The 16,010-nt window shown below is 38.1% G+C and carries 14 protein-coding genes; 10 read left to right on the forward strand and 4 right to left on the reverse strand.

Translation table 11 applies throughout. The features are described 5' to 3' along the window. The first annotated feature begins 3 nt into the window (after positions 1–3). A complete protein-coding gene (locus tag BM291_RS05590; RefSeq protein ID WP_092895185.1) occupies positions 4–1,458 on the forward strand; it encodes a sensor histidine kinase in 1,455 nt (484 codons plus the stop codon). A gap of 317 nt (positions 1,459–1,775) precedes the next feature. On the opposite strand, the gene BM291_RS05595 is transcribed toward BM291_RS05590, so the two are convergent. The 4 genes from BM291_RS05595 to BM291_RS05610 are packed head-to-tail and all read right to left on the reverse strand — an operon-like array spanning position 1,776 to position 4,238. Continuing rightward, entirely contained in the window at positions 1,776–2,255 is a 480-nt protein-coding gene (locus tag BM291_RS05595) for a hypothetical protein (RefSeq protein ID WP_092895186.1), read from the reverse strand. 4 nt (positions 2,256–2,259) lie between these two features. Then, complete coding sequence (locus tag BM291_RS05600) at positions 2,260–2,895, reverse strand: Crp/Fnr family transcriptional regulator (protein WP_092895187.1); 636 nt, start codon at positions 2,893–2,895, stop codon at positions 2,260–2,262. Then, positions 2,892–3,782, reverse strand: coding sequence for a hypothetical protein (locus tag BM291_RS05605; RefSeq protein ID WP_092895188.1), 891 nt, complete (start codon positions 3,780–3,782; stop codon positions 2,892–2,894). Before BM291_RS05605 ends, BM291_RS05600 begins: the two co-directional genes overlap by 4 nt. Positions 3,783–3,788: 6 nt before the next feature. After that, positions 3,789–4,238 (reverse strand): DM13 domain-containing protein, encoded by a 450-nt coding sequence (locus BM291_RS05610; protein WP_092895189.1) that lies wholly within the window; start codon positions 4,236–4,238, stop codon positions 3,789–3,791. Positions 4,239–4,351: 113 nt separating this feature from the next. Here BM291_RS05610 and BM291_RS05615 point away from each other — a divergent pair, with 113 nt between their 5' ends. The 9 genes from BM291_RS05615 (at position 4,352) to BM291_RS05655 (ending at position 15,568) form a co-directional block, all read left to right on the forward strand. Next, entirely contained in the window at positions 4,352–4,645 is a 294-nt protein-coding gene (locus BM291_RS05615; RefSeq protein ID WP_092895190.1) for a hypothetical protein, read from the forward strand. Between the two features lie 120 nt (positions 4,646–4,765). Then, entirely contained in the window at positions 4,766–4,990 is a 225-nt protein-coding gene (locus BM291_RS05620; protein WP_092895191.1) for a hypothetical protein, read from the forward strand. 377 nt (positions 4,991–5,367) lie between these two features. After that, the gene (locus BM291_RS05625) at positions 5,368–6,138 is read left to right on the forward strand and encodes a cupin domain-containing protein (RefSeq protein WP_092895192.1); all 771 of its coding nucleotides are present in this window, start codon (positions 5,368–5,370) and stop codon (positions 6,136–6,138) included. Positions 6,139–6,327: 189 nt separating this feature from the next. After that, complete coding sequence (locus BM291_RS05630; protein WP_092895193.1) at positions 6,328–9,561, forward strand: PAS domain-containing sensor histidine kinase; 3,234 nt, start codon at positions 6,328–6,330, stop codon at positions 9,559–9,561. 232 nt (positions 9,562–9,793) lie between these two features. After that, complete coding sequence (locus BM291_RS05635; RefSeq protein WP_175499646.1) at positions 9,794–10,219, forward strand: response regulator; 426 nt, start codon at positions 9,794–9,796, stop codon at positions 10,217–10,219. Positions 10,220–10,656: 437 nt separating this feature from the next. Then, positions 10,657–11,631, forward strand: coding sequence for a 2,3-diaminopropionate biosynthesis protein SbnA (gene sbnA, locus BM291_RS05640; protein ID WP_092895195.1), 975 nt, complete (start codon positions 10,657–10,659; stop codon positions 11,629–11,631). A 39-nt stretch (positions 11,632–11,670) separates the two neighbouring features. Beyond that, positions 11,671–13,488, forward strand: coding sequence for an FAD/NAD(P)-binding protein (locus BM291_RS05645; RefSeq protein ID WP_092895196.1), 1,818 nt, complete (start codon positions 11,671–11,673; stop codon positions 13,486–13,488). A gap of 9 nt (positions 13,489–13,497) precedes the next feature. Continuing rightward, positions 13,498–14,925 carry a type III PLP-dependent enzyme domain-containing protein gene (locus tag BM291_RS05650; protein WP_092895197.1) on the forward strand — a complete coding sequence of 476 codons (1,428 nt, stop codon included), beginning with the start codon at positions 13,498–13,500 and terminating at the stop codon, positions 14,923–14,925. A 133-nt stretch (positions 14,926–15,058) separates the two neighbouring features. Beyond that, positions 15,059–15,568, forward strand: coding sequence for a DUF421 domain-containing protein (locus tag BM291_RS05655; protein ID WP_092895198.1), 510 nt, complete (start codon positions 15,059–15,061; stop codon positions 15,566–15,568). Positions 15,569–16,010: the final 442 nt, after the last annotated feature.

Genomic DNA, 16,010 nt, shown 5'->3' on the forward strand with positions numbered 1-16,010 from the left:
ACCATGAAAAGTCTATTCCTGAGAATTTCACTCATCTTTATATTGGTCTTATTGATCGTTGGCTGTTCCTATGTATTTATTACGGCTATCACGGCTCAACGATATTTTCAGGAGACCACTCAGCGACTGAATGCCACGGTGGCCGAATACATGATAGAGGAGGTCAATCCCTTTGAAAATGGTGAAGTGAATGAGGCTGCCTTAGGCACCATTATGCACTCCATGATGGCTGTCAATCCCGGGATCGAGGTCTATTTACTAGACCCGACAGGCGAGATCTTGTCCTATGTGGTATTAGATCAGTTGGTCAAGCTGAAACGTGTGGATCTCGCTCCTGTAAAGACATTTATTGAAACCAAAGGCGACGGCTTTGTGATGGGGGATGATCCCCGAAATCCTGGCGAACAATCTGTTTTTTCTGCGACAGCAGTTTATGAAGAGGAGCAATTACTTGGGTATGTTTATATCATTTTGGCAAGTGAAAAATATGAAACCATTTCTTCTGGGGTACTAGGAAGCTATTGGATGCAGCTTACGTTCAATTCTATTTTGATTACGCTTGTAGTGGCGTTACTCATTGGATTGGTATTGATCGCCTGGTTGACTAGACACCTAAGAACTATTGTAAAGACTGTGGAGCGTTTCAAAGATGGAGACCTCACTGCTCGAGTGCCCGATTACAAGACTAATTCTGAGTTTTCCGTTTTGGGGGAGACATTCAATCACATGGCGGATAGGATTCTTGATAATATAGAGGAGCTCAAAAAAGTCGATAGTCTGCGAAGAGAATTGATTGCGAATGTCTCGCATGATCTACGGAATCCTCTGGCAATAATAAACGGCTATATAGAAACATTGCAAATGAAAGGTGAATCTATTTCAGCAGAAGAGAAAGAGAGCTACTTGAAGATTATAGGTAATAGCACAGATAAGCTGACCAAACTTGTAGCCGATCTATTTGATCTATCCAAATTGGAATCCGGACAGATGCATGTGAAGAAGGAAAATCTGAATGTTCAAGAATTACTTCATGATAGTAGTTTGAAATATGAATTGCTGGCCAGGTCAAAAAATATCGTCATAGAAACCAATATTTCTTCAACACTTCCTCTGGTAAAAGCTGATTTATACTTGCTCGATCGTGTGATCCAAAACCTACTTGATAATGCGGTGAAATACACGCCTCAAGACGGTGAAATAAGTATAGAAGCAAATTCAGTAGCTGGTGGAGTAGAAGTCAAAATCAAAAATAGTGGAGGAGGCATTCCACAGGCAGATTTAGAGTCAATCTTCGATCGATATTATATGATAGATAAGGAAAGGGAAGGAGTGGAAGGCTCAGGACTGGGTTTAGCGATTGTCAAGCGGATCTTAGAGGTTCACGGTTCAGAAATACATATAGAATCAGATTCGGATACGTACACTGAGTTTATCTTCCAATTGCCAGTGGAAGCTTGATGTTCTAATCCAATTAGATTTTTAATGCATATAATTTCCAAATGGTAAGTTGTTAACCGTAAAAGTTGTAATTGGTAATATGTGAAAAGGTAGAAGTGAAAAGTTGTATGAGTTGTGGTAAGTAAAGCTGTGAATTAGGTCCTGTTTTCAGTAAGTAGAAACTATTGAACTGATTTTCAAAATACTTGAAGTTATCTATATTACAGTGACTTATACTATTTTAAAATAAATCATCACTTTAGGTATAACCAAAGAAGGCCAGCAATTAATTGCTGGCCTTCTTTGGTTTAATTGAGTAGGGAATTCACTTTGCTAAATCACTTAAACTCTGCGAAGCCAAAGGGGATAGCAGCTGCTCCGCACCATAATATTCCGTGAGAAAATTTAGCATCGGGAAAACTTGATAAATTGAAAAAATGCTCGCCTGGTTCATTTACTACAGCAACCAGTTGATAGCTGGTCTTTTCTGAAAGATTCAATTCTTTAGAGTTGGAAAGATAAACAGTGACTGTTCCGGTGTGGAAGCTTGAGTTAAAGTCATTGCTGAGATTTACAAAATAGGCTCCTCCTTCATCCTTAACCAGATCCATCATTCCTTTTGTGTTTGAGCCGCTTTGAGATGTGAATGTTCCCGTTTTAAGGACTTCTACATTTCCCATGACTTTGACCATGTCAGTTTTGTCAGGGGATCCAGCGGTGTCATCTGGATTTTTGGGAAGAGCATCCTCCGAGTTGCTACAGGAACCAAGTGAAATAGCAAGAATTATGAGTAGTATATAGTTGATTGTAAGCTTCATGATATTAGGGTTTGAAATTTTCGAGATTACGAAATAGGATTCTATTTCTGCTGTAATTGATTGTCCCTTGTCGCTTCAAGGTAGAAAATGTTTTGGTTACCGTTTGTCTGCTGGAGTCAGAAAGCAACGCGAAATCCTCATGAGTAAGATTGATTTTGAGTAATGTTTCGTCGCCATATTTATGCCCGATTTTAAGAGCCAGTTCTTTTAGAACAGATTTAATCCGCTGCTCCGCGTCTAAGGAAATCAATCGCTCATGTCTTTGAGAAGCTTCCAGCGCCCGATCTATTAGTTTCTGTGTCAGATGCGACTTGATCTCTGGCAGGAGATTAGGAGCGCTATCTAGTTTTTGGATTAAGGTGCCATCTTCGAGCGCTATTGCATAGCTGAGGTTTTTTCTTGCAACTGAAGAATCAAAATCACCTTCACCAATTATTTCTCCCTCCGTTGCAATTTTCAGAATAGTTTGAAGACCATTTGGAAGCATTTTTTGAAGTTTTAAACTTCCTTTTTTTACCAAATAGAAACCTTCCGAAACCTGATCTTGCTTATAGATTGCTTGACCTTTTGAGTAGCTTCTGGATAGAGGGAAAGTTGCCTGAATTGTTTCTCTGTAGGATTGTGCTAAACTAGTATTCATGGTTTCTTAGGTTTATGTTCATAATAAACGCCTACGCCAAGTACGCCTGAGGAATAAATGTTTTTACGCTCAAACACCCAGTCAGTGTAATTTCTGTAATTCAAACTCACATGGATGTTCTTGTAAACAGGTACGCTCGCACCGAAACTGTAGCCTGTGTATTCGGAACCATCTCCTCTCACAAAGTCAGTCGCCACTTCTACTTCATCGACTGATTTCAGTGCATTAAGACGGGCATTTACCCAAACAAAATCCGCGATATGGTAGCCGATCTCGGCTCCAACGGCAAATTGATCTGAGAATGAGACTCCTTTGTATTCAGTTCGGAAATTATAGGCACTAAATAGGTTCCCATAAAATGGAATGTTAGGAAGTGCAAAGGAAGTTGCTAACGTAGTCCAAACATTAAACTCGCCGTCACCTGAGGGTAGGTTGATTTGTTCGAAATCATTGACTTTACTTTTTGCAAAGTGATTGGCTTTTCCAATTGGGATCTCTGGAGCCACAGCTATACTCAGTGGGAAATACTTTTTGAGCAATGCATGCTTAAACTCTAAACGCAAATCACCAATTCCACTCACTGTTTCGGTAGTTTCAAAACTATTCCAAGTTTGAAGTGGCCAATTGGCGATAATGGTGAATTTGTCCGTCACACCATACTCACCATAGAAGACAAGCGATTGCTGAGAAAACTGGTTTGTTTCTAATTGTTCCCCATCGAGTGTGAAATAGTTGTCAGATTTCAGAGACTGAAAATTCAATTGATAAAACCCTTCTGTTTTCTCTTTAGTCCAGCCACTTTGCGCAGTTACATCCAGCGCAAATAAGCACATAAACCCAAGGCCAACGGCCTTGAGTCTTGCTATTAATGTGTTTTGAAATTGCATTTTTTGTTATTGAAGTGGAGCATTTCCAAATGGTATCCCTACAGATCCGCACCATAGTAGCACATGCGTATATTTAGCCGTACTTATGCCAGATGGAATAGCGAAGAAATTCTCCCCAGCCATTCTAACTGGTCCTACCACCAATAAATTAGGATTTCCATTTCCAGGGTCAGCCATGAAGGTGTCTGAAGTGGATAAATAGACAGTGACCGTTCCTGTAGCAAGAGCCGTGTTGAAGTCTGAACTAAACTGTAGGAATTCCTTGCCTTGTGTGTCTGTTCCTATTCCAGCAACTCCCATAGATCCTGCGGAATTTTGATCCACAAAGTTTCCACTACGCAATACATTCAACGCACCAGTAGGACGAGTTGGGTCAATAGTAACAGGATCATTGTCATCTGAACAAGATACTAGGCCTAAAAAGGCGACATAAAAGAGAATAAATACTTTTTTCATGATTTTGAGGTTTTGATTGATTCAAAATTGCTCTTAGGGTATCACAAAAAAGTCACGAAAGAGTAAAGGTTTTATTTCTGAGCTTCTTTTCTTTGGGAGAAAAAATAATTGAAATGGCACTAGACGAAAGAGAAATTGCTGATTTTTTGAAATCAGAAGATAAAATCAAAAGCTACAATCCTGTACTTAAGGCTCTTTGGTATGACGGAAATGGTGATTGGGATAAGGCACATGACCAGGTGGATGGTATGGATGGAAAAGATGCTGCTAGAATTCATGCATATCTCCATAGAAAGGAAGGCGATCAATGGAATGCTGATTACTGGTATAGAAGAGCGGGAGCTACATGCCCAGAATTAAACTTAGAAGAGGAGTGGGAAATGTTGCTTACCCAATATTTACTTTAGTTATTCCATGTCTTATACTGCTATTTTTGATTTAAAATCTAATAAATACCCTGTATAGGGTATGTTTTCCTGAGAGTTTGGGTGGTACTTTTGAATAAGTAAAAACCTATAAGCATTTCTATGAAATTCTTCTATTTAGCGTCCAATCCAAACGAAAGTGGTTTACACGAGGTGCACGATCGTGATTGTGAACATATTCCAAATAGCTATGATCGGGATTACCTAGGTCCTTTCAATACCGGTAACGAAGCAATGAGAAAGGCGATGACACTAAAAAATCAGGTGGGACTTTGTCAGAATTGCTGCAAATTTGAAAACAAACCAATAATTTTTAGTGTAAAGTGACATCAAGTTCCTTTCGGTTTTTTATCCGAATTATTACTTGAATTAGAGGTAGGTCTTTGGTAATCAGCATTTACCTCTTTAGAAATTCAATTTATTATAAACAAAACAATTTCAAATAATCGGAATTGTTTAGAGTTTTAGCACATCCAAGAAACTTTCCTATAAGCCTCACAAAGACATATCTAGTGAGGCTTTTTCTTGTTTTGAATCAAACAGAAGTTGTAGCTGAATTTTGAATTGGCTTCCAAATCAATGTGCATATCACTTATGAAAAACTGAATTGTGGCTTGTTTTCTTGAGTACATGGCAATTAATTATTGTTATATTAATCGCTTTCAATTGTTTGTCTTACTAAGAACTCATCTAGAATTTTCATTATGAGATTAATATTCGCTACCATCTTTTGCCTTATGACACTTTCTTCGTTTGCACAATTACAACCTATAAAATCTGGTGTATTCCATTGGAATGATTTTGAAGTAAAATCTAATGGAGATAGACAAGGCAGAGCAATTCTGGAAGGAATTTCTACTCATTTTGATTACCTGGAAATGCATGCTACCACTCAAGCTGTAGGAGCAAAAGCAAGCACTGCTCATGCTAACGAGGATATTGAGGAACTCATAATTGTCAAAGAAGGGGTTATGAAGGTGACTATCGATGGAGAGAGCTCTATTCTAGGGGCTAATGGTGTGATTTCATTGATGCCACTTCAGATGCACTCCATGCAAAATGCAGGTGATAGTCCTCTCACTTATTATGTAATTAGATATAGGTCTAAAAAACAGATGAACGTAGAAAGAGGAATTGCCTCTGGAGGATCATTGATGATTAATGCAGATTCACTTGCTTACAGACCTACGAGTGTAGGAGGCGTTCGTTCCTATTTTGATAGATCCACGGCCATGTGTGAGCGACTGGAAATGCATGTGACTACATTGGATAGAAAAGTACCAAGTCACGAGCCTCATTCCCATGTAGAAACTGAAATTATCTTAATGATTTCAGGCGAAACGGCACAGCTCATCGATGGAAAAGAGTATACAGCCAAAGCCGGTGACTTTTATTTTATGGAGTCAGAATCTAATCATGGAATTAGAAATACCAGCGATCAGCCAACTACTTATTTTGCATTTAAATGGAAGTAAGCCATACTTTTATTCTCCCTAGAATCAAAAGGATAAACAATTATCCGCTGTTTGTCGTTGGGTTTTTGAGCAAAAATTCCATATAAATAGTGACTAATTCACTTCAAATAATTGAGAATATTTTCTCTGCTTAGATGAGGTAGGGTCAGTCTTTACAAGATATATTTGTTAAACACATAAGATCTTTTCGTGAATACATTTAAGAATAGCTGGGCCCATCTTCCTGGAAATAGTAAGGTTAAAGCGCTTTTTGAACAAACTAAATGGCCTGCCACTTCCCTAGGCGATTATACTAATTGGCCAGAAAATTTAGTAACTGTGCTTAGAATGGTGTTGGATAGTCCAATGCCTATGTGCATTTATTTGGGGGATAATTTAATTCAACTCTATAATGACAGTTATCTCCAAGCACTGGGAGATCCTTTGGCATACCAGTCATTTGCCAAAAGTGCTCAGGATACATATGGAGCAGAATGGGCAGCTGTCTCTACTATCTTTAAAAGTGTAATGAATGGAGTTGCTGTGCGTATTTCTGATTCCTCCTTAGTGAATAAAAATGGAGATTTAAACGAACAGTTTTACGATTGTACTTATAGCCCAATTAGAAGTGTAGAAGGAGAGATTTCCGGTGTGTGGAAAACCGCTCTTGAAATTACAGATAGGAAAGTCATTGAAGAAAATTTGCTGTCACAGCGAGAACTTGATAGAAAAGACATCGAAGAAAGTGAGCAGAGAATTCGTTCTATCGTAGAAAATGCTCCTTTTCCAATAGCAGTATATGAAGGAAGTGATCTGATTATTACACTAGCCAATCAGTCAATAATGGATGCTTGGGGGAAAGGGAATGAAGTGGTAGGAAAATCGTATAGAGCTATTTTACCTGAGCTTGAAAATCAAGAAATTTTCAATCAAGTGTACCGTGTTTTTGCTACTGGAATACCTTTTCATGCAAAAAACGAACGTGTTGATTTAGAAATTAAAGGTCAATTACAACCATTCTATTTTAATTATAGTTTTACGCCTTTATACAATACGGACGGGCAAGTATATGGCGTAATGAATACAGCTGCGGAAGTGACTGACATTCACTTGGCAAAGCTCAAGGTAGAGGAGAGCGAAAAAAGATTTAGAGATTCAGTTCAGCAAGCACCTTTGGGAATCACAATCCTGAGAGGCGATGATTATATCGTGGAAATGGCAAATGCTAATTACCTGCTTTTAGTGGATAAGAGCGAGGAAGGATTTATTGGAAAGCCACTTTTTGAATCGTTACCTGAAGTTAAAGATACCATTGAGCATATTTTTCTAGATATCAAAGCCACAGGAAATCCTTTTTATGGAAGTGAGTTTCCTGTTACTTTAAATAGATATGGGAAAAGTGAACTCACTTATTTCAATTTTGTATATCACCCCCTTAAGGAAGATAATGGTGAAATAAGTGGAATAATGGCGGTTGCCACCGAGGTTACGAATACCGTTAAAGCCAAGCATTTACTAGAAGAGAGTGAAAAGCATTTCCGAAATATGGTCATGCAGTCACCTATCCCAATGACTATATTGAGGGGTGAGAAATTCATCATAGAATCTGCAAATAAAGTAATGATAGATACGGTGTGGCGTCGGAAAGCAGAAGAAGTCATAGGAGTTTCTATTTTGGAGGCTTTCCCGGAACTTGAGCAGCAGAAATATCCCGAACTCTTAAAAATGGTTTATACCTCAGGTAAAACCCATAGTGAGAAAGAAGCGGTTGCTTTAGTGTCTGGAGACGATGGTGTTAAGAAATTCTATTTGGACTTTGAATATGCCCCCTTATTTGATACCGAAGAAGTCATTTCTGGTATCATGATCACAGTTAATGATGTGACAGATAAGGTAGAAGCTAGGCTGAAGGTAGAAGAAAATGAAGAGCGATTAAACATCGTGGTGACTGCAAGTGACCTAGGTGTGTGGGAATATGACTTGAAGAAGGATGATAGCATCATCTCTGATAGGTGTAAGGAGATTTTTGGCTTCTCAGGAGATGCGAATGTATCAAACGCTGAGTTGATTGCTCTTTTTCACCCAGATGATCTAGAGACTATAAAGCAAGCCTATGAAGAATCATATCAGTCTGGTAGCTTATTTTATGAAAGTAGAATCGTACTAGAAGAAAGCTCTCGACATTGGATTGAAGTAAAAGGAAAAGTGTTTTTTGATCAAGCCAATGAGCCGGAGAGAATGGTGGGTACTATCCGGGATATTACAGAGGAGAAGAATTTCCACAAGCTTTTATTGGAGCGGGAAGAGAAGTTTAGGCTTCTAGCTGATTCTATGCCTCAATTGGTTTGGACTTCAGACAGCAACGGAGTTCTTAATTATTTCAATAATGCGGTTTATGATTTTTCCGGTATGCTTCTTAATGAGTTGCAAGGGGAGGGGTGGCTGCAGATGGTACATCCTGATGACAGAAAGAAAAACATTGAAAAGTGGACTCACTCTATTTTAACTGGAGATAATTTTCACTTTGAACATAGGTTTAAGAAGGCTGATGGAACTTATCGCTGGCAATTAAGTCGCGCAAAACCTCAGAGAGATGATCAAGGAAACGTGAAAATGTGGGTTGGCTCAAGTACAGATATTCAAGAACATAAGGTATTCACCAAAGAACTGGAAAATCAAGTAAAGGATAGGACTAGGGAGTTAAACCAAAAGAATATAGACCTAGAAAAAATGAATAAGGAGCTTCAGTCTTTTGCTTATATATCAAGCCATGATTTGCAGGAGCCACTTCGGAAAATTCAGACATTCTCAAGCTTACTGGTGACCGATGAATATGATAATCTGACTGATAGCGGCAGAGACATGTTTGATCGAATGCAAAATGCTGCGAATAGGATGCAAACCCTAATTCAGGATTTATTGGCGTATTCCCGAACCAATAGTCAGGATAGGATCTTCGAGGATATTAAGTTCGATTCGATAGCCAATGAAGTAAAAGATAACCTGAAAGAAGAACTCCAACATCAGGGGGCTTTAGTTGATATAAATGCATCTTGTACCGTACGAATCATTCCTTTTCAATTCAAGCAATTACTTTCAAATCTAATCAGCAATTCGCTTAAGTTTTCAGATCCGGCAAGAAGCCCTGAGCTTACTATTACCTGTCAGATGATCACTGGACTGGAGTCAGGATTAAGTCAATTATCGGAAAACCAACGATACAGCCATATCTCGATTTCTGATAATGGAATAGGTTTCGATGAGAAGTATAGCGAAAAAATATTCGAGGTTTTTCAAAGGCTTCATAGTAAAGCGGAATATGCAGGTACAGGCATTGGTTTGGCCATCGTCAAAAAAATAGTGGATAACCATAATGGCTTTATTAGCGCAACAAGTGAATTGGGTAAAGGAGCCACTTTTGATATTTATATCCCAGCGTTCTAATTCAATTGATTGAAGGCTATAGAGAGTTTTGGGCTAAATAGTACCATTCAAAACATGCGGTACTGATCCTTAATTAAAATTTCTGTAGTATGTTACTCTGTTGATAATCAAAAAGAAAGTAATACTTTCTTTAATGAGTTATTAAGGCTTCATTTCTGTACTTAAATTTTAATTACATTTGTTTCACTGGATGGGGACGCTGCAGGACAGGTTATAGATGATGGACGGGAAAATGACAATATTTTATACGGATGACGATGAGGATGATTTAGAATTTTTTAAAAAAGTCATTCGTTTAATTGACGAATCCTATTCAGTGATAACACATCTCGACGGTACACAATTACTTGATGCCCTCGATAACCCACCTCCATGCCCTTCAGTACTTTTTTTGGATATCAATATGCCAGGATTCAATGGCATAGAGTTATTGGAAATAATTAGAAAATCCGAGAAACACGCTCAGCTTCCTATCATTATGTTATCCACGACTAATGACGTTTTGGTGATACGTAAGGCTCATGAGCTGGGAGCTAATTACTATGTTCCGAAGCCAAGTAGTTTCACGGAACTGAGAAAATCAATCGAACATACCCTTAAAATTAATTGGCAAGACTTCATGCCTGAGTTTAACAACTTCGTCTATATCGATAAATAAGGAGTAACCACCTTATCTTTTACTTCTATATTTTTCATCGAGACAAAAGCCAAAAGTCTCCTTTTGAACCATCATCATTTTTACAATCCCGTCTTTTCATCTCTGGAAATTAGCTCCGCTTTAACTTAAGCTCATTCTTGGATTCTATTCTACACATTGAGAATATTTTTCCCTAAGAAATTAATTTAATCCACAGCCCTCGTTACATAATCGACCTCCATTAACTCAGAGAGAGGTATTCCAATTACTTTTTGAAATGGCTAGTTATTTGGTTTCTACAGTGAAAATAGATCGTAAAAGCTATAGGTATTGTGACTGAATACAAAAATGATTGTATCAAAGCTCATGAACTATCAATCAAGGATTTCTATGGGCTTATTTCAACTCTGTCAGATTTTAATAACCCACTCTATACTAATGACTAAACCTAACTAAAGATGACAGGTCAACTTTTTTCAAGAATATTGGATACCGTTGGACACACGCCTCTGGTAAGATTTCATCGATTGTATCCTTCGTCCCAACTGCGGATTTATGGAAAGATGGAATCTTTCAATCCAGCAGGAAGTATAAAAGACCGTACAGCCTACCAATTGATCACCCATGCAATGGAAAGCGGAAAGCTCAAAAAGGGCGACACGGTAATAGAATCAAGCTCAGGAAATATGGCAATTGGTTTGGCTCAAACCTGCAAATATTTTGGATTGAAGCTGATAGTCGTGGTGGATCCTATGGTCAATAAGCAGAATGTAAAGATCATTCAAGCTTATGGGGCTGAAGTCAATTACGTAACGGAACCTGCCAATTCGGGTGGTTTTCTTCAGGCTAGATTGGATAGAGTTCAAGAGTTACTCGCTTCTAATCCTCAAAGTTTTTGGACTAATCAATATGGTAATCCTCAAAACCCAATAGCTCATAGACAGACAATGCATGAGATTATTAAAGACCTGGGACATGCGCCGGATTATCTATTTGCAGCGACCAGTACCTGTGGTACTCTAATGGGGTGTGCTGAATATATTCGGAAGAATAGATTGAATACCAAGGTGATAGCAGTTGATGCTGCTGGAAGTGTGATTTTTGATGCTCCTGCTGGTACACGAAAAATTCCCGGGCATGGAGCGGGTAGAAAATCTAAATTTTTGGATAGGAATGCTATATATGATGTAGTTCATGTGGATGATGAAGAATGCGTGAACGGCTGTCATCATCTTTTGAATAGTGAAGCTGTGCTATGTGGAGGATCCTCTGGAGCTGTCACAAGTGCGGTGAACAAATATATTCCTTCTATTCCAAAGGGGGCCTCACTGGCATTAATTCTATGTGATAGGGGAGATAGATATTTAGAGACCATTTACAATGAAGAATGGGTGATGTCAAATATTCTTCGCCAAGAGGTAGTGCAGGTATGATCTCAAATAGCCAGAAATTCAGGATTTTAATTTCCCATTATGTATAACAATCAAGATGTATATAAAATAGCTCTAGTAGGATTGGGCCCAAAAGGACTTTATGGATTAGAGCGCATTCTTGCAAACCTAAATCTGCTAGAAGATCCCATTTCAATTGAGATTCATTTATTCAACAAGACAGGTTCTTTCGGTGCCGGAGGTATTTATGATACAAACCAGCCCGATTTTTTATTGATGAACTATGTCAACGGCTATATTAATATGTGGCCAGAGGCAAAGCCAGATCCTATTGTTTCCGATCCATTGACTTTTGTAGAGTGGCTAGAACTCCATCAAGATGAGTTTCCACACGCTGGAGCCGGTACATTTGCTTCAAGAGCTACTGTAGGAAGATATTTAGCAGATGGTTTTGATCAATTAATTCAGGCTTGTCCCGATCATATTTCTATCTATAAACACATTGGGGAAGTTATCGATCTGCAAAAAGATTTAGACGATTACTCTATCATTTTCCGAAATGCTGATTTTACTGAGATTGAGATTTCCGGGATTAATAAGTTATTGATAGCTACGGGACATCCTTGCGTAAATGACGTAGACAAGGTTTCCAAGAATAATCATATCGATTTCATTTATCCAGTAGATTCTAAATTTTCCTCTATCCAATCACAGGATAGTATCGCGATTCGCGGAATGGGATTAACCTTTGTAGATGCAATTTTAGGCCTGACAGAAGGACGGAAAGGGAGTTTCGAAGTGCTAAATAACGGCGATCTGAGATATCTGGCTTCCGGATTAGAGCCGGCAGTGATTTTCCCATTTTCAAAATCAGGACTTCTCATGATTCCTAGGGGGAATACGCTGGAAATCCCTCCCTACGAACCAGTTTTCTTTACCAAACAGGCCTTGAACGACTTGGAAACCAGCGTCGGGAAATTTGATTTTGTTAAGCAATTATTTCCTTTGATCGAGCAGGAATACATGTTTGTGTACTATTCTCGCTTATTTTCTGAAGCAGGTTGGAATCTCAAGTTTGACAATGATTTCTCAATCATTCATAAGCAAATAGACAGATTTCATGTGGAGTTTCCCTTATATCAGCCCTTCGATTTGGAAAGCTTCTTGAGGAAACCATTTACCAGTACTGGGTTGAATTACAGTTCTTTAGAGTATTTGTGCATATCCATTGAGGAGGCTGAAAGAGGGGAGAACGTAAGTGCTCTAGCAGCTGCTGCAGGCTTGTGGAGGCATTTAAGTGAATTGTTTAATGAGGTGTACAAATTCGGTGGGTTGACGCCTGCATCTCAAAAGGTATTCATAGAGAATTATGCAGGTCATTTTAATAGGATTTCATATGGTCCACCTATTCAAAATATGAAAAAGGTGGAAGCTATAGCAAAAGCAGGATTCATTGATTTTACGTTTGCTCAGAATTCAGAACTCGTTGAAAACGAAAGGTTAGAACTGACAAATTCTACATTGAATATGAGCGCTACCGTAGATTATCTCGTTGATGCCAGAATCCCCAAGGTTCAACTTCAAAAATGCACCGGTGAATTTTACGGTAATCTATTGGCTAGAAATATGGTAATGCCTTATGTAAACCGCATGGATTCACAGCCTGATTATTTTCAAGGTTGTGTGGCGATCGATGAAAAGGGTAATCCTGTGGAGGCAAATGGTCTAAGTAATCGCTCCATAACTTTCACAGGAACTCCTACTGAAGGCCTTACCTACGACAACGATACACTTTCTAGAAAGAGGAATGATTTCGTAAGTGGTTGGGCCTGCCAAATCGCGAACGAAATAAAATCTATACCTAAACAAAAGTGTAGCTCAGTAATTACAGCCAGTTAAACAAAAGCAATGATGCAAATTCCCAGATTAAGTCCTATCACGAGTCCATGGATGAGATGCCTAATGCAGGATAAGCCAACGATAGATGAACTATTGGTAAACTATGGTTCACCTATAAATATTCACAATCCTGACTCTATGGAGGATAATTATAAGGCTTATCAGGATGTGTTTGAAGAGTTCAAGTTGGATTATCAGGTGTTTTTTGCTCGAAAAGCAAATAAGACAAAAGGCGTCGTTCGGAAAGCTGCAGCGATTGGAATGGGTATAGATACAGCCAGTTTGCAGGAATATGCCCAGTGTTTAGAACTAGGTCTTCATCCCGATAAAATAATTGTTACCGCAGCCATCAAAAATAAGGGGCTTATAAAGCTGGCAGTGAGTAATGGAAGTCTACTGATTTTAGACAATGAAGATGAATGTAAGCTAGTTCAAAAAGTAGCTTTGGAGCTTGGTAAAAGTGCAAATGTAGGTTTCCGGGTTAGTGGCTTTACAGTAGATGATAAAAAGCTCTATAGTAGATTTGGCTTGGATGCAGATGATTTTGAATTATTTATAAATGAAAATTTTCTCCAATCTGAGAGATACAATCAGCTGACTTATCGAGGGCTTCATTTTCATTTAAATGGATATTCTATCAAGGAGAGGGGAAATGCGCTTAATCAATGTCTGTCATTAGCTGAGCTCTTGAAGCAAAAAGGCCTAACCACTGAGTTTATTGATATTGGAGGAGGACTATTGATGAACTATTTAGAAAGTGAGTCGGAGTGGGACAATTTTCACTACCAACTCCGTAAAGCCATTAGTCGTAAAACGGCTCCAATCACCTACGGAAATAATGGGTTGGGTATTGAGATCTGGAATGGATTAATCCGTGGTGAACTGAAAACCTACCCCTTTTGGAATGCTAATTCAAAAGGGGATTTTCTAAGGGGAATATTATCTTATAAAAACCTTTCGGGTGAAAAAGTTGGAGATTTGGCTAGAGAAATGGGTGTGGAGATACGGATGGAGCCTGGTAGATCCATGCTTGATCAAGTTGGAATGACTGTAGCAAAAGTAGCTTTTCGCAAAAAGGATTCTTCGGGTGATTGGTTAGTTGGACTTGAAATGAACATGACCCAGATGCTCAGTGGAAGTGCTGATTTTCTTTTGGATCCTTATGTTGTCTATCATGATGATACGAAGAACGAGGATTCAGTTGGAGTGTATTTCACAGGAGCTTATTGTCTAGAGCGAGATGTGTTGCTGAAGAGAAAGATAAATCTCGACAAACTTCCTGAAGTAGGAGATGTAGTCTTCTTTGTGAATACAGCAGGATATATGATGCATTTTTTTGAATCTAGTGCTCACCTTTTTCCCTTAGCCGAAAATCTTATGTTGAAAGAATATCCAACAGAGAAGATAGACAGCTCATCATTTTTCAAAGATCAATAATGATGAAAATTCACATAATGATGAATATCACATAGTGTGAATAGAATCTGACATTTGATATAAATTTTTTATCCTCATTACTAGAATGGTATGGTGATGGATTATGACTAGCTGAACTTATAAATTGTTTTTAATGGATAATATTATTTTTGAAAGTTGGGAAAGCACCTTTAGGACTGTAGTACTTACGATTCTAGGTTATTTAGCAATGGTATTCTTATTGAGAATTTCTGGAAAAAGAACCCTCTCCAAAATGAATGCATTTGACTTCGTAGTAACTATTGCGCTGGGTTCATGTCTAGCATCGATTTCACTTAATAAGAATATTACCTTAACTGACGGAGTAGTAGCATTCTCTTTATTTATTTTGATGCAGTTCACATTTACCTACCTATCTGTGCATGTGAAGGGGTTTAGGTCCCTAATTACCAGTAATCCTGTTGTAGTTTTTTATCAAGGTTGTTTTCTCGAGAATGAATTAAAGAAGCAGCGCTTGACCAAAGAGGAAGTCTATAATGAATGTAGACTAAAAGGTTATTCCAATTTGGATGAGGTGCATTTAATAATCTTAGAAAGTACTGGAGATATATCTATACTTGAAACCAAAGGAAATGGAGAGATCAACACAACAGAATCAATGTAATAATTATCGATCTCTCTATATCATTATTTTAACATCCTTGATCATGAAATGTAGAAATGTCTACAATGAATTGGCATAAATTTCCTCAGTGTTTTATGCGTAATACTCTTTTGAACATTTTCACCCAATAAATTTTTCATGAGTGATTTTTGAATGGGAACATCCTATTGTTTTTGAAAATCTACTACTTCTAACCAATAATTCACGTCAGAGCTGGTTTATAAGGTCTCTTTATACTAACAATAAATTCCTCACGTGTTTGGGCGAAATTCTATTTCCAATATTGTCATCAAGACTTCTAACGTTTCAGCTGATTGAATTTCTTTTAGCATGAAAATGATAGGTATCATGTGTAAAAAAATACACGGGTGAATTTTGAGAAATATCAAAACAATTGGCGCTCACCTAGTATCTGATAACTCTGTTTATTCTTAACTCAAAA

This window comes from Algoriphagus aquimarinus, from assembly GCF_900112005.1.
Taxonomy (GTDB): domain Bacteria; phylum Bacteroidota; class Bacteroidia; order Cytophagales; family Cyclobacteriaceae; genus Algoriphagus; species Algoriphagus aquimarinus.